The sequence below is a fragment of the Enterobacter sp. P82 genome, assembly GCF_037053385.1.
GTDB lineage: Bacteria > Pseudomonadota > Gammaproteobacteria > Enterobacterales > Enterobacteriaceae > Enterobacter.
Map to the genome: position 1 here is coordinate 173,602 of NZ_JBALHX010000003.1, position 19,214 is coordinate 192,815.

The following is a 19,214-nucleotide window of genomic DNA, read 5'->3' on the forward strand; positions in this document are numbered from 1 at the left end:
CATAAACATAATTATCTTAATTGTCCCATAACGGAACGCCATGACCAACTACAGCCTGCGCGCGCGCATGATGATTTTGATCCTCGCCCCCACCGTTCTTATCGGTTTGCTGCTGAGTATCTTCTTTGTGGTGCATCGCTATAACGATTTGCAGCGTCAACTGGAAGGTGCTGGCGCCAGCATCATCGAACCGCTGGCCGTGTCCAGTGAGTATGGGATGAACCTGCAAAACCGCGAGTCCATTGGTCAGTTAATCAGCGTACTCCACCGTCGTCACTCGGACATTGTTCGTGCCATTTCCGTTTACGACGAACATAACCGTCTGTTTGTCACCTCTAATTTTCATCTCGATCCGGCGTCCCTGAAAATCCCTGACGGCACACCGTTCCCGCGCCAGCTCACAGTGCTTCGGCGCGGGGATATCATGATCCTGCGCACGCCGATCATTTCAGAAAGTTATTCACCCGATGAGTCTGCGCAATCTGACGCCAAATCCAGCAATAATATGCTGGGATATGTCGCACTGGAGCTGGATCTCAAGTCGGTACGGCTACAGCAGTACAAAGAAATTTTCATCTCTGGCGTGATGATGTTGTTCTGCATCGGTATTGCACTAATCTTCGGCTGGCGTCTGATGCGCGATGTGACGGGGCCCATCCGCAACATGGTCAACACGGTTGACCGTATTCGCCGGGGTCAGCTCGACAGCCGCGTTGAAGGGTTTATGCTGGGCGAGCTGGATATGCTGAAAAATGGCATCAACTCGATGGCGATGTCTCTGGCGGCGTATCACGAAGAGATGCAGCACAACGTTGACCAGGCCACGTCTGACCTGCGCGAAACGCTGGAACAGATGGAGATTCAGAACGTTGAGCTGGATCTGGCGAAAAAGCGTGCGCAGGAAGCAGCACGTATTAAATCTGAATTCCTTGCCAATATGTCACACGAGCTGCGTACACCGCTCAATGGTGTGATCGGCTTTACCCGCCTGACGCTGAAAAGCGAGCTTAACCCGACTCAGCGCGACCATCTGCACACTATCGAGCGCTCCGCTAACAACCTGTTAGCGATCATTAACGACGTGCTGGACTTCTCCAAGCTGGAAGCTGGCAAGCTTATTCTGGAAAGTATTCCGTTCCCGTTGCGGAGCACACTGGATGAAGTGGTCACGCTTCTCGCACACTCCTCGCACGATAAAGGGCTGGAGCTGACACTTAACATCAAGAACGATGTGCCGGATAACGTCATTGGCGACCCGCTACGTCTGCAGCAGGTTATTACTAACCTTGTCGGAAATGCCATTAAGTTCACCGAAAGCGGTAACATCGACATTCTGGTGGAAAAACGTTCTATCAGTAATAACAAGGTTCAGATTGAAGTGCAGATCCGCGATACCGGCATCGGTATCCCTGAGCGCGATCAGTCGCGGTTGTTCCAGGCGTTTCGTCAGGCAGACGCCAGTATCTCCCGCCGTCATGGCGGTACTGGTCTGGGGCTGGTGATCACGCAGAGACTGGTGAATGAGATGGGCGGAGATATCTCTTTCCACAGCCAGCCGAACCGCGGTTCAACCTTCTGGTTCCACATTAATCTGGACCTCAACCCGAACGTGCTGACCGATGGTCCGGTGACAGACTGCCTGAAAGGTAAGCGTCTTGCCTACGTCGAGCCTAACGCGGCGGCGGCGCAATGTGCGCTTGATATTTTAAGCACCACGCCGCTGGAAGTGGTCTACAGCCCAACCTTCTCAGCCCTTGCCGTTGAACACTACGACATTCTGCTGATGGGGATCCCGGTCACTTTCACCGGCGAACTGACCATGCAACAGGAACGGCTGGCGAAAGCCGCGTCAATGACCGACTATCTGCTGCTGGCGCTCCCTTGCCATGCCCAGCTCAATGCAGAAGAGTTGAAGAATGACGGAGCCGCCGCGTGTCTGCTAAAACCGCTCACCGCGACCCGACTGCTGCCAGCGTTGACGGAATATTGCCGTCTTAGCCAGAATGCCCTGCCACCGATTGACAATGAGCAAAAATTGCCGATGAGCGTGATGGCCGTGGATGATAACCCGGCCAACCTGAAGCTCATTGGCGTATTGCTTGAAGACCAGGTTCAGCATGTTGAACTGTGTACCAGTGGCACGCAGGCGGTTGAACAGGCTAAACAGATGCAGTTCGATTTAATTCTGATGGATATTCAAATGCCGGGTATGGATGGCATTCGGGCCTGTGAGCTGATCCATCAACTCCCGCATCAGCAGCAGACCCCGGTGATTGCGGTCACCGCGCATGCGATGGCCGGTCAGAAAGAGAAGCTACTGAGTGCCGGGATGAATGATTATCTGGCAAAACCTATCGACGAAGAGAAACTTCATAACCTGTTGTTACGCTATAAACCGGGGCATTCAGGCGGGACGTACACGCCATCTGCCGAGCCGGTTGAGATTAGCGTCAATCAGAACGCGACTTTTGACTGGCAGCTTGCGCTGCGCCAGGCAGCAGGAAAACCCGACTTAGCGCGCGAAATGTTGCAAATGCTGGTCGCGTTTCTACCGGAAATTCGCAATAAGGTTGAAGAGCAACTGGTGGGTGAAAACCCGGACGATCTGCTGGAAGCGATCCACAAGCTTCACGGTAGTTGTGGGTACAGCGGCGTGCCGCGGCTGAAAAATCTCTGCCAGTTGCTGGAGCAGCAACTGCGTGCCGGCACGCCAGAATCTGAGCTTGAACCGGAATTCCTGGAGCTGCTGGATGAGATGGATAATGTGACGCGGGAAGCGATGAAAGTGCTGGGAAGCTGAGGTAAAAGCCGGGTGGCAGTTTCGCCTTACCCGGCAATCACAGCTAAAATGCCTGCCCTATTTTCAGCGCCGCGGCGATATTCCTTGCGGCCATCTGGACATTTTCACTGGCATTTTCCAGCGCGTCTTCGAGTGAGCAGATGGTGTAGATCACGCTAAACACCGCATCAATGCCGTGTTCGTGTACCACGCCAACATCCGCCGTCAGACTCCCCGCAATACCGATGACAGGTTTGTTAAAGCGTTTGGCCACTTTCGCCACACCTACCGGGACTTTGCCGTGGATCGTCTGACTGTCGATGCGTCCTTCACCTGTAATCACCAAATCCGCATCGGCCACCTGCTCGGCCAGGTGTAGCGCATCGGTCACGATCTCAATCCCCTGGCGTAACTGCGCACCGCAAAAAGCATACAGCGCCGCCCCCATGCCGCCCGCTGCGCCACCGCCAGCAAGGTTCAACACATCAATATCCAGATCCCGGGCAATGACCCGCGCATACTGAGCAAGCGCGTTGTCCAGGGTGACAATCATCTCAGGTGTGGCCCCCTTTTGCGGACCAAATACGGCTGACGCACCATCCTTTCCGGTGAGCGGATTAGTTACATCACAGGCCACCTCAATCCGGCACTCCGCCAGACGTTTATCCAGCCTGCTCAGGTCTATACGCGCGAGTTTTCCCAACTCGCCCCCGCCCTGCCCAAGAGGCTCTTCACTCGCATCGAGCAATTTAGCGCCCAGCGCCTGCACCATCCCTGCACCGCCGTCATTGGTGGCACTCCCGCCAATGCCAATAATGATATGCTTAACGCCCGCATCCAGCGCATGACGGATAAGCTCACCTGTTCCCCAGGAGGTGGTTCTCAGAGGGTTACGCTGCGAAGGCGCAACCAGCTCCAGGCCGCTGGCCGCTGCCATTTCAATAAAGGCACTCTGCTTATCACCGGACAAACCATAAAACCCGTCCACGTGCTCGCCCAGCGGGCCGGTCACCGGAACATGCATAATGCTTCCCTGCGTTGCCGCGATCATCGCCTCAACCGTCCCTTCGCCACCATCTGCGACCGGCAGTTTGACGTAAACTGCCTCGGGGAAGATCTCGCGAAAACCACGCTCTATCGCTGTCGCAACCTCAAGCGCACTCAAACTTTCCTTATATGAGTCCGGTGCGATAACAATTTTCATAAGCCATCCTTACGCATCGTTGTTACGTTAAGCATACACCACGCAAATGACCAGCAATGGGAGCGTTCCCTGCACATTTATCGCACCATGCACGGACGTTTATTATCAAATGACCAGCCCGGGATGAGATACTGCATCGCCATCGCATCATCGCGCGCACCCAGGCCATGTTTCTGATACAGCTCGTGAGCTTTCATAACCTGATCCATATCCAGCTCAACACCTAACCCCGGTGTGGACGGCACCTGCACCATGCCCCCTTTGATCTCAAACGGCTCTTTGGTCAGGCGCTGATTGCCTTCCTGCCAGATCCAGTGCGTGTCGATCGCAGTGATCGTACCCGGTGCAGCAGCGGCAACGTGAGTGAACATTGCCAGCGACACATCGAAGTGGTTGTTGGAATGCGAGCCCCAGGTCAGGCCAAACTCATGACACATCTGCGCCACGCGCACTGAACCCTGCATCGTCCAGAAGTGCGGGTCAGCCAGCGGAATATCGACAGATTGCAGAGAAAGCGTATGCCCCATCTGGCGCCAGTCGGTTGCTATCATGTTTGTTGCCGTTGGCAAACCTGTTGCACGGCGGAATTCCGCCATCACTTCGCGGCCGGAGAAACCTTGTTCAGCCCCGCACGGATCTTCCGCATAGGCCAGCACGCCTTTCAGCTGTTTACCGATTCTGATCGCTTCATCAAGAGACCAGGCCCCATTTGGATCGAGCGTTACGCGCGCTTGCGGGAAACGTTTCGCCAGCGCAGAGATGGCTTCCGCCTCTTCTTCGCCCGCCAGCACGCCCCCCTTCAATTTGAAATCGTTGAAGCCGTACTTCTCATAAGCGGCTTCCGCCAAGCGCACTACCGCATCCGGGGTCATCGCCTCATCGTGGCGAAGTCGATACCAGTCGCATTGTTCATCTGGCTGACTTTGATACGGCAGAGGCGTCAGTTTGCGGTCGCCGACAAAGAACAGATAGCCCAGCATTTCCACTTCGCTGCGCTGCTGGCCATCGCCTAACAGTGACGCGACGTTAACGCCCAGGTGCTGGCCTAACAAGTCCAGCATTGCCGCTTCGATACCGGTCACCACATGGATAGTGGTACGAAGATCGAACGTTTGCAGCCCACGTCCAGCCGCATCGCGGTCAGCGAAAGTATTGCGCACGGTATTCAGCACATTTTTGTACTCGCCCAGCGTTTTACCGACTACTAATGGAATGGCATCTTCCAGCGTAGTACGGATCTTCTCCCCACCTGGAATTTCGCCTACACCGGTATGACCGGAGTTGTCTTTGATAATCACGATATTGCGGGTAAAGAATGGCGCATGCGCACCACTCAGGTTCATCAGCATGCTGTCATGGCCCGCAACCGGAATGATCTGCATGGTAGTGACTACGGGGGTAGAAAAAGTGCTCATCGTTCAATCCTTTTATCAGTGACGTCCGAAAACAGGGCGCTTACGGTCAAATGTCCAGCCGGGGATAAGATACTGCATCGGTCCTGCGTCGTTACGCGCACCACCAGGCAGTTTTTTATACGCCTCATGGGCTTTATGAACCTGATCCCAGTCAAGCTCTACACCCAGCCCAGGCGCATCCGGCACAGCAATTTTGCCGTTTTTGATCTCAAGCGGATTTTTGGTCAGGCGAGCTTCACCCTCCTGCCAAATCCAGTGGGTGTCGATAGCGGTGGGGTTACCCGGTACCGCCGCGCCAACGTGGGTAAACATCGCCAGCGAAATATCAAAGTGGTTGTTGGAGTGGCAGCCCCAGGTTAGCCCCCAGTCATCGCACAGTTGCGCGACACGTACTGCACCTGAAAGCGTCCAGAAATGTGGGTCTGCCAGCGGAATATCGACAGCGTTCAGCATCACAGCGTGACCCATTTCACGCCAGTTGGTGGCGATCATGTTCGTGGCGACTGGCAACCCGGTGGAACGACGGAACTCTGCCATCACTTCGCGACCCGAGAAGCCTTGTTCAGCTCCAACCGGATCTTCCGCGTAGGTCAGGACATCCCCCAACCCTTTGCACAGGGCGATCGCTTCGTCCAGCAACCATGCGCCGTTAGGGTCAACGGTGATACGCGCCTCCGGGAAGCGTTTTTTCAGCGCCCGGGCCGTTTCAATCTCCTGCTCACCTGACAGTACGCCGCCTTTAAGCTTGAAATCTTTAAAACCGTAACGATCCTGCGCCGCCTCAGCCAGCCGGACAACGCTTTCACCGGAGAGCGCTTCCTGATGACGCAGGTGATACCACTCGTGGCTGCCCGGCGAGTGAGCCAGATAAGGCAGGTCGGTTTTGTTGCGATCGCCAACATAAAACAGATAGCCGAGCACCGTCACCGCATCGCGCTGCTTGCCGGGCCCCAGCAATTCGCAGACCGGGACATGCAAGGTCTTGCCCAGTAAATCAAGCAGGGCGGCTTCCAGAGCGGCGACAGCATTGACGCGCAGTTCAAACGTCCACGCCCCTTTTCCGAAGGTATCAAAGTCTGCCGACTGATTTCCCTTATGTACCTGCTGGACCACCCTATTCAACCGGGCGATCTCCTGACCCATCACCCGAGGTATGGCATCGACCAGCGTCTGATAAATCACCTCTCCGCCGGGCGCTTCGCCCACGCCGGTATTCCCTGCGCTGTCTGTCAGCACAACGATATTACGGGTAAACCAGGCGTGATGTGCGCCGCCAATATTCAACAGCATACTGTCCTGCCCAGCCACCGGGATGACTTTCATCTCAGTGACGATTGGGCTTGATTGCGTTGTCATCATCCACGCTCCGCAACAGGTTTAAGTTCAACGCGTTTGATATCGCCCACCAGCACCAGATAGCTCAGTACCGCCACCAGAGCGTGAACCCCCACGTAAATCAGCGCACCGTTGAAAGAGCCCGTCGTGCCGACGATGTAGCCGATAGCGATGGGGGTGACAATCCCGGAGATGTTGCCGAACATGTTGAACAGACCGCCGCTCAGACCACTGATCTCTTTTGGCGCAGTATCTGCCATCACCGCCCAGCCCAGCGCACCGATCCCTTTACCGAAGAAAGCCATCGCCATGAAGCCGATAATCATCCACTCGGTATTTACGTAGTTACAGAACACCATGGTCATGGAGAGCAGCATGCCGAGCACAATCGGCGTTTTTCGCGCGATGTTCAGGGAACCGGTGCGGCGCATCAGCCAGTCGGAAATCACCCCGCCGAGCACACCCCCAACGAAGCCGCAGATTGCCGGAACAGAGGCGACAAACCCCGCTTTCAGAATCGACATACCACGCGCCTGCACCAGATAAACCGGGAACCAGGTGATAAAGAAGTAAGTTAAGGCGTTGATGCAATACTGGCCAAGATAGATCCCGATCATCATCCGCGAGCCGACAAGCTGTTTGATCTGCGCCCATTTCTGACTGAACGGGACTTTTGCTTTTGCTGATTTTTGATCCATGTTGATCAGCGCTCCGCCTTCGGCAATGTACTCCAGCTCTTTCTTGTTCACGCCGGGATGCTGATTAGGTTCGTGGATCACTTTCAGCCAGATGAAGCTGATGACGATCCCAAGCCCGCCCATGAAGAAGAATACGTGCGACCAGCCCACTTCATGCGTCAGCCAGCCCATGATTGGCGCGAAGATCACCGTTGCGAAGTACTGTGCGGAGTTGAAGATCGCTACCGCCGTTCCCCTCTCCTGCGCCGGGAACCATGCCGCCACAATGCGGCTGTTGCCCGGGAAGGAAGGCGCTTCCGCTAAGCCTACCAGGAAGCGCAGCGTGAAGAGCGCCACGATAATGCCGAAGCCGCTGAAGATATCGACGAAACCCTGCAGCAGGGTGAACATCGACCAGATAAAGATGGACCAGAAATAGACGCGTTTAGATCCAAAACGGTCCAGCAGCCAGCCGCCAGGAATTTGCCCGATAACGTAGGCCCATGAGAATGCAGAGAAAACGTAACCCATGCCCACCGGATCAAGGCCGATGTCTTTTGCCATTTCCGAGCCGGCAATCGACAGCGTGGCGCGGTCACCATAGTTAAAGGACGTGACGATAAACAGCATCACCACTATCCAGTAGCGGGCATTGGTGCGCTTCTCAGCGCTGCTCGCTGCGTGGCTTAATGTACTCATTGTTGCACTCCTGAAACATAGCTTTCGCCAGGTTCATTCTGTACAGCACCGGTAGGGTAATCAGAATGAGATTTGTGTTTTGTCGTTTTGGTACGGCCTGACGCCGTTTTATAGTGACCGGAAAAGTATATGAAGGAGTGACACGTTCTCTCACCGTGCAAAGACACAGTATTGAAGGGGGTATGATAGGTTGTTTATGGCATAAGCCCAGGAGAGTGGAAGATGGTTCACGGAATTGGCGTTTGGTGCGGGGTGTACTGCCGGGTGGCGGCTACGCCTTACCCGGCATACAGAACTATTTAAGGAGCGTCGCCCAGTGTTCAACCCATGGGTTCGACTCACTTTCAGGCTCAGGGTGTTCGCCCGCATCAATCAGCAGCATCTCGCCGACGCGTTGGGCGCTTTGCTCCTGCAAAAGAGCATCGAACTGCTTACCGCCGCCGCAGAAGTTGGCGTAAGAGCTATCGCCCAGCGCAATGATGCCGTAGTGAACGTCCGGCTGATAGCCGAGCTGGTCTTTAATTCCCTGGAAAAGCGGCACGATGCTGTCCGGAAGATCGCCCTGTCCGGTGGTGGAGGTCACCACCAGAATGTATTTATCTTGATACTTTTTCCAGTCTGCCAGTTCCGGGTCTTCATAGACCGTGGCTTTGTGGCCCTGGCTGGCGAGTATTGCCTCAGCCTCTTCTGCTACCAGCAGCGAGTTGCCGTACATTGTGCCGACAAAAATGCCTACTTCAGCCATGATATTTTCCCATATTGAATGCGTTTACTGTTCATCCTGAACGTTGCCCGATACAAACTCAACCCTTTCATTTTCGGGGAGTTGTCCCAGCCAGCCAAACTGTGACAGCGCCTGCATCCAGACGTCGTCCAGCCCCGCGCGGATAGTCAGCGGTTCGCCGGTAAACGGGTGCGTCAGGTTTAGCTCGCTGGCGTGCAACATCAGACGATGGCAACCAAAGTGTTCGGCCGCGCTGCGGTTCTGGCGCAGATCGCCGTGTTTGCTGTCGCCAATAATCGGGTGGCGCAGGTGTGCAAGATGGCGTCGCAGCTGGTGCTTACGCCCGGTTTTAGGCAGAAGCTCAACCAGGCTGTAGCGTGTGGTCGGAAATTTACTGGTTGCCACCGGCATTTCGGTAGTCGCCATGCCACGATAATCCGTCACCGCGGGCTGCGGGCCTTTGTCATCACGGGCAAATTTATCGGCAATTTTGTCCAGCTCCTCCACCAGCGGATAGTCCAGTGTGGCACTTTCCGTCAGCCAGCCACGGACAATCGCGTGGTAGCGTTTCTGGATCTGGTGCTGTTCGAACTGCTGTGCCAGCAGGCGACCTGCCTCGCTGGACAGCCCCATCAGCAGAACGCCGGAGGTCGGCCTGTCCAGACGATGGGCAGTAAAAACATGCTGGCCAATCTGGTCGCGCACGGTTTGCATCACCACGACTTTCTCGTCGCGATCCAGCCAGCTTCGGTGCACCAGCCAGCCGGACGGTTTATTCACCGCCACCAGCCACTCATCCTGATAGAGGATCTCAAGCGTCATGCATCTTCACCGGCAAACAGGGCATCCAGCTTTTCCAGTTCGACCAGCATCACGTCGCGCGCAGGGTGCGTCGCCTCCAGCGCCATTTCATAATAGGGAGAAACAGCAAAGGCGTGTGGCAGCGGATGACCGCCTTCCAGCAGTGCGTGCATACGCGGAATTAATACCCACTGGAGCCACTCGAACGGTGCCAGCGTATCCAGGCAGAATGGCTGGGTGCTTGCGAACGCTTCTGGCTGCGGCGCAGTCTCCTGCCACAGCTGATGTTGGCGCAAAAGGGCTTCGATGGCGTGCAACCGGGCACGAACGCGATCGTGTTGCGTCATAGTAACCTCAACTGAAAAAGTGAACGGCGCGCAGCATAGCATTGCGGAAGGCAGAAATAAAAAAAGGGAGCACTGTAAAAACAGTGCTCCCGATTCGTTTCGCAGCATTCCAGCTACAATTCGTGCTCCCTGCTCATCCGTGACAACTTTTCCTGATGCCCGTAGGCCTGGTCATCCGTAAACCGATGCATCCTGCACATATCGTCCTGATATGTTTGTTTCATCCTGAAACATCCTGGCCTTCCTGACCCACCGCTCATCCTGACCGGTTCTCATTCTCCTTCCTGGAGGTGTCCCTTACGCATCCTGCGTTATCCTTTTGCTTCATCCTGAAGCCTTCCTGCAGCGCCATCCTGACGTGTCCTGAGTAAGAAACGCCATCATCCTGATGTTCGTTTCTCGTGTCGGCGTCCTGTCGACGGAGATAGAATCCGCTATTCCGCTTCGTCTTACAACCCACCCTGTCCGCTGTGTAAGTCGTAAGAAAGCGCTATAAGTCATGCAATGAACAAGTAATCCATTGAAAAACAGAGTAATATTAATCTTAATTAAATAAGGTAATACTGAATGTTCCAGCGATCTCTCACAAACCTTGTAAGAGATCTCTCACACGCGCTGTAGCATCACGGATTACAGAAGTGGCTCAATTCGGGTAAGGAAATCCGCAAGAGAGGGGGCGAGGATCTCGCGATTGCGGGTTCCGATTGTCTCTTTAACCACTTCACCAGACAGGTTGCAGACGGATATCACATCCAGTTCGCTATCCAGCGTGGCAATAAAGAGTGTCGGAGAAAGCTTAAGGCGCTTTTGCGTAACCAAATGACCAATCAGGTTTTCCTGAACACGCTGCAGATCGTCTTCACTCCAGGTCTGCAACAGGGTCAACGTAATATCAGCAAAGCGTGCAGGCATATCCCCTGCAAATTGCGTGGTATAAAACGCATGAACGGCAGGTTGTATCACAATATCCATTGCCCGTTCAACCGCATTTACATTTTGCTCACCGGTGTTGGGCTTTGGCTGCCAGATAACGTAATCATCCAGAGAAGAGATAATGCACGGTGACGGCACGCCATATAAATCAGCACTTTGCGGCCATGTGCCGTGCTTTTCATGCCATCCATCGCAATAACGGGTCGTGAAGGTAGTGAGGGCATTTGCAGTTTCGATGTCCACCGATTTCTCTCTTCTTGTAAGACAGGATAAACTCAGGCCATAAGTGTACCTGTAAAGTGGCTATGAAACATGTCTTACGAAAATCATCAGGCGTTAACTGGCTTAACGTTGGGTAAATCGACCGATTACCGCGACACCTACGATGCAAGCCTGCTGCAGGGTGTGCCGCGAAGCCTGAATCGCGATCCTCTGGGTTTGCACGCGGATGCACTGCCGTTTGTCGGCGGAGATATCTGGACGCTGTACGAACTCTCGTGGCTTAACGCTCGCGGTTTGCCGCAGGTGGCGGTGGGCCATGTTGAGCTGGATTACGCCAGCGTTAATCTCGTTGAGTCCAAAAGTTTTAAGCTCTATCTCAACAGTTTTAACCAGACAAAATTCAACAGCTGGGACGACGTTCAGCACACCCTGGAACGTGATTTAAGTGCCTGCGCTCAGGGCAACGTAAGCGTTTCATTGTATCGTCTGGATGAACTCGAAGGGCAGCCGATTGCCCACTTCAACGGTACCTGCATCGACGATCAGGATATCGAGGTGAACAGCTACGAATTCAGCACTGATTACCTCGAAAACGCGGCAAGCGGAAAGATGGTCGAAGAGACGCTGGTCAGCCATTTGCTGAAGTCCAACTGCCTGATTACCCATCAGCCGGACTGGGGTTCCGTGCAGATCCAGTATCGTGGCCCGAAAATTGACCGGGAAAAACTGCTGCGCTATCTGGTGTCGTTCCGTCATCACAATGAATTCCACGAGCAGTGCGTGGAGCGCATCTTCAATGATATTCAGCGTTTCTGTCATCCTGAGATGCTGAGCGTTTACGCGCGTTATACCCGCCGTGGTGGGCTGGATATTAACCCGTGGCGCACCAATACCGATTTTGTGCCTGCGACTGGCCGTCTGGTGCGTCAGTAACATAAATATTTTCATAATATGCGGGCGGTATTCCGCCCGAAGTGTTGTGAAATCTCATAAGCCAGGGCTATTGTAATCAACAGGGAAAGACGATAATCGTCCCGTAAGGAGCTCACTTGATTACACATATTAGCCCGCTTGGCTCAATGGATATGTTGTCGCAGCTGGAAGTGGACATGCTTAAACGCACGGCCAGCAGCGATCTTTATCAACTGTTTCGTAACTGTTCACTTGCCGTACTGAACTCCGGAAGCCTGACAGATAACAGTAAAGAACTACTGTCCCGCTTCGAAAGCTTTGATATCAACGTGCTGCGCCGTGAGCGTGGCGTGAAACTTGAAGTGATTAACCCGCCAGAAGACGCCTTTGTCGACGGGCGCATTATTCGCTCACTTCAGGCCAACCTGTTTGCCGTGCTGCGTGACATCCTGTTTGTTAACGGGCAGATCCACAACGCGGGCCGTTTCCAGCATCTCGATCTGGAAAGCTCTGTCCATATCACCAACCTGGTGTTCTCGATTTTGCGAAATGCTCGTGCCCTGCACGTCGGCGAAGCACCGAACATGGTCGTTTGCTGGGGTGGTCACTCCATTAACGAAACCGAATATCTTTATGCCCGTCGGGTTGGAACGCAACTCGGCCTGCGTGAACTGAATATCTGTACGGGCTGTGGCCCAGGAGCAATGGAAGCGCCAATGAAAGGTGCCGCGGTTGGGCATGCACAACAGCGTTACAAAGAGGGGCGGTTTATCGGTATGACCGAACCGTCAATCATTGCTGCTGAGCCACCTAACCCGCTGGTTAATGAACTGATTATCATGCCGGATATCGAGAAACGTCTTGAGGCGTTTGTCCGTATCGCCCACGGGATAATCATCTTCCCGGGCGGTGTGGGGACAGCGGAAGAGTTACTTTATCTGCTGGGCATTCTGATGAACCCGGCCAATAAAGATCAGGTTCTGCCGTTGATCCTGACCGGGCCAAAAGAGAGCGCCGACTACTTCCGCGTGCTGGACGAGTTCATCGTGCATACGCTGGGGGAATCCGCGCGTCGTCACTATCGCATCATCATTGATGATGCAGCAGAAGTGGCTCGTCAGATGAAAAAATCGATGCCGCTGGTGAAAGAGAATCGTCGTGATACCGGCGATGCTTACAGCTTCAACTGGTCAATTCGTATTGCACCGGACCTGCAGATCCCATTCGAACCTACGCACGAGAATATGGCGAACCTGAAACTCTATCCGGATCAACCGGTGGAAGTCCTGGCTGCCGATCTGCGTCGTGCCTTCTCCGGAATTGTGGCGGGGAACGTGAAAGAGATGGGCATCCGCGCAATAGAGCAATATGGTCCGTACAAAATTCACGGTGACCGGGAGATGATGCGTCGTATGGATGACATGCTGCAAGGCTTTGTCGCCCAACACCGCATGAAGCTGCCAGGATCAGCCTACATTCCTTGCTACGAAATCTGCACTTAACGCTTAGCGTCTTCTCTTAAAAGCCGGGGCGTCGTACAACGTGTCCCGGCTTTTTTATTACCGAAACAATTCATATAGATCGCTTATGTCTTTTACAAATCACACCTGGACGCAAACGATTACCTTGATTTTACAACCGTAAATTATCAGCCTTAATCTAACTTACCTGCCATAAAATCCTATAAACCCATTTCTTTACAGCGTAAGACTCGTATATCACGGGCCTCTCTTTCAGCCTGCATGTTGTTGGTGGTAGCCTTCGCGCCCGTAAATTCTATTTGATGTTTTTTTAACAGATAAATGGTCTAAAGATGCCCACATCATAAGTGGATTATTGCATTTGAGATCACGATCACTGATAGATTCATAACGAGAATGTATCTTTCCGCCCGCCAATAGTTACGGGTGAAAATTATTAAAAAACCGTCACTGAACGAATTTCATATTACCGTCAGGCACTTTTTCATCGGATTTGACTTAAAACCTGACAATTCGCTTCCTCCAGGAGATACAGATGGAAACCACTCAAACCAGCACCGTTGCTTCGATTGAATCCCGAAGTGGTTGGCGCAAAACGGATACCATGTGGATGCTTGGCCTTTACGGCACAGCAATCGGCGCTGGTGTACTGTTCCTTCCTATCAACGCAGGCGTCGGCGGTCTGATCCCGCTGATCATCATGGCCATCATTGCTTTCCCGATGACCTTCTTTGCACACCGCGGTCTGACCCGCTTCGTGCTGTCCGGTAAAAACCCGGGCGAAGACATCACTGAAGTGGTTGAAGAGCACTTCGGTATTGGCGCAGGTAAATTAATTACTCTGCTCTACTTCTTCGCGATTTACCCAATCCTGCTGGTTTACAGCGTGGCAATCACCAACACCGTTGAAAGCTTCATGACGCACCAGCTGCACATGACGCCGCCTCCGCGTGCAATTCTGTCTCTGATCCTGATCGTAGGCATGATGACTATCGTGCGCTTCGGTGAGCAGATGATTGTTAAAGCAATGAGCGTACTGGTCTTCCCGTTCGTGATTGCTCTGATGGTACTGGCCTGCTACCTGATCCCACAGTGGAACGGTGCAGCACTGGAAACCCTGTCCCTGAGCAGCGCATCTGCGACCGGTAACGGCCTGCTGATGACCCTCTGGCTGGCGATTCCGGTAATGGTCTTCTCCTTCAACCACTCCCCAATCATCTCCTCCTTCGCAGTGGCGAAGCGTGAAGAGTACGGCAACGGTGCAGAGAAGAAATGCTCCAGCATCCTGGCACGTGCGCACATCATGATGGTACTGACCGTGATGTTCTTCGTCTTCAGCTGCGTACTGAGCCTCTCCCCGGCGGATCTGGCGGCAGCGAAAGAGCAGAACATCTCTATTCTGTCTTACCTGGCGAACCACTTTAACGCACCAGTCATTGCGTGGATGGCACCTATCATCGCGATTATCGCCATCACCAAATCCTTCCTCGGCCACTACCTGGGCGCACGTGAAGGCTTCAACGGTATGGTGATCAAATCTCTGCGCGGTAAAGGCAAGAGCATTGAAATCAGCAAGCTGAACAAAATCACAGCGCTGTTCATGCTGATCACCACCTGGGCCGTTGCGACTCTGAACCCAAGCATCCTGGGCATGATTGAAACCCTGGGTGGCCCGGTTATCGCGATGATTCTGTTCCTGATGCCGATGTACGCGATTCAGAAAGTGCCTGCGATGCGTAAATACAGCGGCCACATTAGCAACATCTTCGTTGTCGTGATGGGTCTGATTGCTATCTCCGCTATTTTCTACTCGCTGTTCAGCTAATACCTCCTGCGCCGTCCTCGGGCGGCGCATTCTTCCTCTCTGACTGAAAGCAATGGACGCATCATGATTAGCGTATTCGATATTTTCAAAATCGGTATTGGTCCTTCCAGCTCTCACACCGTCGGACCAATGAAAGCCGGTAAGCAGTTCACGGATGACTTGATTGCACGCGGCCTCCTGCACGACGTAACCCGCGTGGTTGTTGATGTTTACGGTTCTCTTTCCCTGACCGGGAAAGGCCACCATACCGATATCGCCATTATCATGGGCCTGGCGGGAAACCTGCCGGATACCGTTGATATTGACGCGATCCCTGGCTTCATCCAGGACGTTAATACCCACGGTCGCCTGCTGCTGGCAAATGGCGAACATGAAGTGGAATTCCCGGTTGATCGCTGCATGAATTTCCATGCTGACAACCTGTCGCTGCACGAAAACGGTATGCGTATCACTGCGCTGGCCGGCGACAAAGCGGTATACAGCCAGACTTACTACTCTATCGGCGGCGGTTTTATCGTCGACGAAGACCACTTTGGTCAAACCAGTAACTCTTCGGTCGACGTGCCTTATCCGTACAAAACTGCGGCGGACCTTCAGCGTCACTGTCAGGAGACAGGACTTTCCCTCTCCGGCCTGATGATGAAAAACGAGCTGGCGCTTCACAGCAAAGCGGAGCTGGAACAGCACTTTGCTAACGTCTGGGAAGTGATGCGCGGCGGTATTGAGCGCGGGATCACCACCGAAGGCGTTCTGCCTGGCAAGCTTCGCGTGCCACGTCGTGCAGCAGCGCTGCGCCGTATGTTGGTCAGCACCGACAAAACGACAACAGACCCAATGGCAGTAGTCGACTGGATCAACATGTTCGCGCTGGCAGTAAACGAGGAGAACGCCGCAGGTGGCCGCGTGGTCACTGCGCCGACCAACGGTGCCTGCGGTATCGTTCCGGCCGTGCTGGCGTACTACGATAAGTTTATCCGCGAAGTGAACGCTAACTCTCTGGCGCGCTACCTGCTGGTCGCCAGTGCGATTGGTTCCCTGTATAAGATGAACGCGTCCATTTCTGGTGCGGAAGTTGGCTGTCAGGGTGAAGTCGGTGTGGCTTGCTCTATGGCGGCGGCGGGTCTGGCTGAGCTGTTGGGTGCAAGCCCGACGCAGGTGTGCATTGCCGCAGAAATCGGCATGGAACATAACCTGGGGCTGACCTGTGACCCAGTTGCCGGACAGGTACAGGTGCCGTGTATCGAGCGTAACGCGATCGCTTCCGTGAAAGCGGTGAACGCTGCACGTATGGCCCTGCGTCGTACCAGCGAACCGCGCGTCTGTCTCGATAAAGTTATCGAAACCATGTACGAAACCGGGAAAGATATGAACGCCAAATACCGCGAAACCTCTCGCGGTGGTCTGGCGATGAAGATCGTTACCTGCGATTAAGCCTCTCAGGAAGCCTCGTTTTGCGAGGCTTCTTCCTGTTTCCCCTCACACTATTCGTTTCATCCTGCCGACAGTGTTACCCTTTACCCATCAGATTTAAGGGAGAATCTCTGTGGCTGTTCATTTGCTTATTGTCGACGCACTCAACCTGATTCGCCGGATCCATGCGGTACAAGGCACACCCTGTAAAGACACTTGCCTGCACGCACTGGAGCAACTTATCCGCCATAGCGAACCGACTCATGTTGTGGCCGTGTTTGACGACGAAGCGCGTAACACTGGCTGGCGTCACCAGCGCCTGCCTGATTACAAGGCCGGACGTGCCCCGATGCCAGACGATCTGCATGACGAGATGCCCGCCATTCGCGCCGCCTTTGAACAACGCGGCGTCCCTTGCTGGGGGGCGCATGGCAATGAAGCTGACGATCTGGCGGCAACCCTTGCGGTTAAAGTTGCCAGCGCCGGGCATCAGGCGACGATTGTTTCAACCGATAAAGGCTACTGCCAGTTGCTCTCGCCTACGATCCGCATCCGTGATTACTTCCAGAAACGCTGGCTTGATGCCCCTTTCATTGCCAGTGAGTTTGGCGTCTCGCCTGAACAGCTACCAGATTACTGGGGGCTGGCGGGGATCAGCAGCTCGAAGGTGCCGGGTGTCGCGGGTATAGGGCCAAAAAGTGCTGCTCAGTTGCTAACGGATTTTCAGAGTCTGGAAGGGATTTACACCAGGCTGGATGAGGTGCCGGAAAAATGGCGCAAGAAGCTTGAAGCACATAAAGAGATGGCCTTTATCTGCCGTGATGTGGCGACGTTACAAACGAGTTTACAGCTGGACGGGAATTTGCAGCAGTTAAGGCTGGAACGTTAATACAATTCACGATTTGTCTGCCCGGTAAGCGCAGCGCCACCGGGCAAAACAAAGCACGCACTATCGCTCGTCGCGACGTCCACCAACAGCGGCCCACCAGCGACGAATATGCACCGTCACCTCTTCGCGGTCGTGATACAGCTGACGCGCCTGGATCTCCACGTTAATGCCATTCTCATCCAGTTGCTGCTGAATATAAGCCAGATTCTGCGATACTTCCTCATAGCGCTTTTTCATTGGCAACTTGAGGTTAAAGATCGTCTCACGACACCAGCCGTTCACCAGCCAGGAAGCCATCAGCGCGGCCACTTTTGCCGGTTTCTCAACCATATCGCACACCATCCAGGAGATGTTGTTACGGTTCGGACGATAGCGGAAGCCATCTTCACGCAGCCAGGTAACCTGCCCGGTATCCATCAGGCTTTGTGCCATCGGGCCGTTATCAACAGATGAAACCCACATGTTGCGTTTCACCAGTTGGTAGGTCCAGCCGCCCGGGCACGCACCAAGATCGACGGCGTACATGCCGTTTGCCAGACGCTCGTCCCACTCATCCGCCGGGATAAAGACGTGGAAGGCTTCTTCCAGCTTCAGCGTTGAACGGCTCGGTGCATCGGCCGGGAAGCGTAAACGCGGGATACCCATAAAGAAGGGAGAGTTGTTGGTGGTGTATGAATACCCCGTATAGCAGCAGCCCGGTGCGATAAAGAAGATATGCACCACCGGACGTTTAGGTGTTTCATAGTTCGTCAGAATACCCGCATCACGCAGCGCCGCACGCAGCGGTACGGTAAATTTGCGGCAGAATTTCATCAGCTCTTTGCTTTCATTGGTATCCGCCACTTCAACGCGCAGATCCCCGCCCTTCTCGACCACGCCCTGCAGCATGCCGACAATTGGGGTGATACGGTCTTCCGGCGGAAGATCCTTCAGCAACTCACCCGCGACAAACATCTGGCGGGCAAAGATCAGCGAGCTGAAAGGGAGTTCACGCGCCAGCTTATCCGCGTCTTCAGGCTGATAGCATTCAAATACCACATAGCCTGCATTCTCTTTAACACGCGCAAAGCCGAAGACCTCGCGCTTTGCCGCTTTATCGGTAATTTCCGCGGCACACTCTTTCTCAAACCCCGGGCGACAATATAAAACAACCTTATTCATGAACAACGCCCTTGCGTTTCAGACGGATAGCTCCGATAAACATTAATACCCAACCCGCCAGGAAGCTGACGCCACCGACAGGTGTAACAAACGCCCACAGGCGCAAATGCGAAAGTGCCAGACAGTAGAGACTGCCACTGAAAAGCACGGTGCCCAACGCCATAAAGACGCTGCTCCAGTAAAACCAGATACTGATACGGCGCTGCATCGCCACCGCCAGCCCAAAAATAGCCAACGTGTGGAATGCCTGATATTCAAGGCCGGTCTGGATCCAGCCCATCTCTACTGCACCCAAAGACTTGCTTAATACATGTGCGCCAAAAGCGCCCAGTGCAACAAAAATAAAGCCACTCACCGCGGCAAAAATCAGCATGAATCGGCTGGTCATGTTTAAGTCCTG

Annotated in this window: 16 protein-coding genes; 6 read left to right on the forward strand and 10 right to left on the reverse strand. The window is 54.0% G+C overall.

What is annotated here, in order from left to right; translation table 11 throughout:
• Positions 1-40 precede the first annotated feature (40 nt).
• Entirely contained in the window at positions 41-2,800 is a 2,760-nt protein-coding gene (gene barA / locus WB237_RS16330) for a two-component sensor histidine kinase BarA (protein WP_028016883.1), read from the forward strand.
• A gap of 43 nt (positions 2,801-2,843) precedes the next feature.
• On the opposite strand, the gene WB237_RS16335 is transcribed toward barA, so the two are convergent.
• The 8 genes from WB237_RS16335 to syd form a co-directional block, all read right to left on the reverse strand.
• The gene (locus WB237_RS16335) at positions 2,844-3,983 is read right to left on the reverse strand and encodes a glycerate kinase (protein ID WP_336214606.1); all 1,140 of its coding nucleotides are present in this window, start codon (positions 3,981-3,983) and stop codon (positions 2,844-2,846) included.
• A gap of 77 nt (positions 3,984-4,060) precedes the next feature.
• Positions 4,061-5,398: a glucarate dehydratase gene (gudD, locus tag WB237_RS16340; RefSeq protein ID WP_336214607.1), complete on the reverse strand. Its 1,338-nt coding sequence runs from the start codon at positions 5,396-5,398 to the stop codon at positions 4,061-4,063.
• Positions 5,399-5,413: 15 nt separating this feature from the next.
• Positions 5,414-6,754 carry an enolase C-terminal domain-like protein gene (locus WB237_RS16345; protein ID WP_336214814.1) on the reverse strand — a complete coding sequence of 447 codons (1,341 nt, stop codon included), beginning with the start codon at positions 6,752-6,754 and terminating at the stop codon, positions 5,414-5,416.
• Positions 6,754-8,109: a galactarate/glucarate/glycerate transporter GudP gene (gene gudP / locus WB237_RS16350; RefSeq protein ID WP_028016887.1), complete on the reverse strand. Its 1,356-nt coding sequence runs from the start codon at positions 8,107-8,109 to the stop codon at positions 6,754-6,756. The genes WB237_RS16345 and gudP overlap by 1 nt, the downstream gene beginning before the upstream one ends.
• A gap of 295 nt (positions 8,110-8,404) precedes the next feature.
• Positions 8,405-8,854 carry a flavodoxin gene (locus WB237_RS16355; RefSeq protein WP_028016888.1) on the reverse strand — a complete coding sequence of 150 codons (450 nt, stop codon included), beginning with the start codon at positions 8,852-8,854 and terminating at the stop codon, positions 8,405-8,407.
• Between the two features lie 24 nt (positions 8,855-8,878).
• Positions 8,879-9,655: a tRNA pseudouridine(65) synthase TruC gene (gene truC / locus WB237_RS16360; protein WP_028016889.1), complete on the reverse strand. Its 777-nt coding sequence runs from the start codon at positions 9,653-9,655 to the stop codon at positions 8,879-8,881.
• Positions 9,652-9,981, reverse strand: coding sequence for a YqcC family protein (locus tag WB237_RS16365; RefSeq protein ID WP_336214608.1), 330 nt, complete (start codon positions 9,979-9,981; stop codon positions 9,652-9,654). Before WB237_RS16365 ends, truC begins: the two co-directional genes overlap by 4 nt.
• A gap of 630 nt (positions 9,982-10,611) precedes the next feature.
• Positions 10,612-11,157 (reverse strand): SecY-interacting protein, encoded by a 546-nt coding sequence (gene syd / locus WB237_RS16370; RefSeq protein ID WP_336214609.1) that lies wholly within the window; start codon positions 11,155-11,157, stop codon positions 10,612-10,614.
• A 69-nt stretch (positions 11,158-11,226) separates the two neighbouring features.
• On the opposite strand from syd, the gene queF reads away from it, so the two are divergent.
• The 5 genes from queF (at position 11,227) to xni (ending at position 17,653) form a co-directional block, all read left to right on the forward strand.
• On the forward strand, positions 11,227-12,069 hold the full coding sequence (gene queF / locus WB237_RS16375) for an NADPH-dependent 7-cyano-7-deazaguanine reductase QueF (RefSeq protein ID WP_336214610.1): 843 nt from the start codon (positions 11,227-11,229) through the stop codon (positions 12,067-12,069).
• A 116-nt stretch (positions 12,070-12,185) separates the two neighbouring features.
• Entirely contained in the window at positions 12,186-13,550 is a 1,365-nt protein-coding gene (gene ppnN, locus WB237_RS16380) for a nucleotide 5'-monophosphate nucleosidase PpnN (RefSeq protein WP_336214611.1), read from the forward strand.
• Positions 13,551-14,064: 514 nt separating this feature from the next.
• On the forward strand, positions 14,065-15,354 hold the full coding sequence (locus WB237_RS16385) for an HAAAP family serine/threonine permease (RefSeq protein WP_336214612.1): 1,290 nt from the start codon (positions 14,065-14,067) through the stop codon (positions 15,352-15,354).
• Positions 15,355-15,417: 63 nt separating this feature from the next.
• On the forward strand, positions 15,418-16,785 hold the full coding sequence (sdaB, locus tag WB237_RS16390) for an L-serine ammonia-lyase II (RefSeq protein WP_114978599.1): 1,368 nt from the start codon (positions 15,418-15,420) through the stop codon (positions 16,783-16,785).
• 112 nt (positions 16,786-16,897) lie between these two features.
• Positions 16,898-17,653: a flap endonuclease Xni gene (gene xni / locus WB237_RS16395; RefSeq protein ID WP_336214613.1), complete on the forward strand. Its 756-nt coding sequence runs from the start codon at positions 16,898-16,900 to the stop codon at positions 17,651-17,653.
• A gap of 60 nt (positions 17,654-17,713) precedes the next feature.
• On the opposite strand, the gene rlmM is transcribed toward xni, so the two are convergent.
• Positions 17,714-18,814 carry a 23S rRNA (cytidine(2498)-2'-O)-methyltransferase RlmM gene (gene rlmM / locus WB237_RS16400; RefSeq protein WP_336214614.1) on the reverse strand — a complete coding sequence of 367 codons (1,101 nt, stop codon included), beginning with the start codon at positions 18,812-18,814 and terminating at the stop codon, positions 17,714-17,716.
• A complete protein-coding gene (locus tag WB237_RS16405; protein WP_028014272.1) occupies positions 18,807-19,202 on the reverse strand; it encodes a DUF423 domain-containing protein in 396 nt (131 codons plus the stop codon). The genes rlmM and WB237_RS16405 overlap by 8 nt, the downstream gene beginning before the upstream one ends.
• Positions 19,203-19,214 lie beyond the last annotated feature (12 nt).

Coding starts and splice junctions, on each gene's coding strand:
- barA (WP_028016883.1), top strand. CDS start 41: ATGACCAACTACAGCCTGCGCGCGCGCATGATGATTTTGATCCTCGCC.
- WB237_RS16335 (WP_336214606.1), bottom strand. CDS start 3,983: ATGAAAATTGTTATCGCACCGGACTCATATAAGGAAAGTTTGAGTGCG.
- gudD (WP_336214607.1), bottom strand. CDS start 5,398: ATGAGCACTTTTTCTACCCCCGTAGTCACTACCATGCAGATCATTCCG.
- WB237_RS16345 (WP_336214814.1), bottom strand. CDS start 6,754: ATGACAACGCAATCAAGCCCAATCGTCACTGAGATGAAAGTCATCCCG.
- gudP (WP_028016887.1), bottom strand. CDS start 8,109: ATGAGTACATTAAGCCACGCAGCGAGCAGCGCTGAGAAGCGCACCAAT.
- WB237_RS16355 (WP_028016888.1), bottom strand. CDS start 8,854: ATGGCTGAAGTAGGCATTTTTGTCGGCACAATGTACGGCAACTCGCTG.
- truC (WP_028016889.1), bottom strand. CDS start 9,655: ATGACGCTTGAGATCCTCTATCAGGATGAGTGGCTGGTGGCGGTGAAT.
- WB237_RS16365 (WP_336214608.1), bottom strand. CDS start 9,981: ATGACGCAACACGATCGCGTTCGTGCCCGGTTGCACGCCATCGAAGCC.
- queF (WP_336214610.1), top strand. CDS start 11,227: ATGTCTTACGAAAATCATCAGGCGTTAACTGGCTTAACGTTGGGTAAA.
- WB237_RS16385 (WP_336214612.1), top strand. CDS start 14,065: ATGGAAACCACTCAAACCAGCACCGTTGCTTCGATTGAATCCCGAAGT.
- sdaB (WP_114978599.1), top strand. CDS start 15,418: ATGATTAGCGTATTCGATATTTTCAAAATCGGTATTGGTCCTTCCAGC.
- rlmM (WP_336214614.1), bottom strand. CDS start 18,814: ATGAATAAGGTTGTTTTATATTGTCGCCCGGGGTTTGAGAAAGAGTGT.
- WB237_RS16405 (WP_028014272.1), bottom strand. CDS start 19,202: ATGACCAGCCGATTCATGCTGATTTTTGCCGCGGTGAGTGGCTTTATT.